Origin of the sequence: Alkalibaculum sporogenes, assembly GCF_009362815.1 — a bacterium.
Lineage (GTDB): Bacteria > Bacillota > Clostridia > Eubacteriales > Alkalibacteraceae > Alkalibaculum_A > Alkalibaculum_A sporogenes.
Genome location: NZ_WHNX01000089.1, coordinates 1 through 930, shown reverse-complemented (window position 1 = coordinate 930; position 930 = coordinate 1). Strand labels below are relative to the sequence as shown.

1 protein-coding gene is annotated in these 930 nt (G+C 31.3%); it reads left to right on the top strand.

Annotated elements, in window-relative coordinates; translation table 11 throughout:
* Positions 1 to 420: 420 nt before the first annotated feature.
* The coding region (locus GC105_RS16680) for a transposase (protein ID WP_193708473.1) at positions 421 to 930 on the top strand (510 nt) is incomplete at its 3' end.

The window sequence follows — 930 nt, the reverse complement described above, 5'->3', positions numbered from 1 at the left end:
GAGTGCGAAGGGCAGAAGAAGACTTTAAGTGTATCAGAAAGAATCATAAACGAAGGTGAAAGCGTTGAAAGAAAGCTGAAATGCAAGAAGGAACGTTACGAGACCAGTGAAAAAGTCTTGATTATTAGTTTACAGCGGTAACGATTATATTTCAAAATTAGAAAAGTGTTACATTGTCGTCATCCTGTGAGCAGTCGAAGAATCTTGTTTTAAAATACGAGATAGTTGTATCAATAAATGGAACATTATTAAGTCAACAATGCAAACAAATTACTAAAGAGACTAAGTTGTTATTGTTATACAAAAAACGTAAAAAGAACATCTTAAACCCTTGAAATTCCTAGGTTTTATAAATAAAAACCCCCATTATATGGTATAATGTAAGTACGACCAAACATAACCAATAAGGGGGTTTCTATCATGCTTCGACTAATGCCAAAACAATCAAGCTTTCACTCATCATTATATAATAAAATACCAAAAAATCATATACTTAAACTGATTAATTCCGTTGTAGATTTTAGTTTTATTAATGAACTATTAGAAGAAAGTTACTGTAAAAAATTTGGACGACCTGCAAGAGAACCTGAGTTAATGTGCAAATTACTTTTTCTTCAACATTTATATAACCTCTCAGATGAAAGGATTATTGAAGAAGCAAACTTAAATCTTGTTTATATGTATTTTATAGGAATTAACCCAGAAGATTCTCTTCCCGATAAAAGTCTATTATCAAAATTTAGAACTCAGCGGTTACAAGACTCAACACTGGATGAAATCATAACAGAAATAGTAACACAATGTGTAGATAAAGGTATCGTTAAGGGAAAGAGCGTAAGTATTGATGCTACTCATATAGAAGCGAATACCATTAAGAAAACACCAGAACGATTAATGAAACATCTGGCTAGAAAGATAATTAGTGCTTAT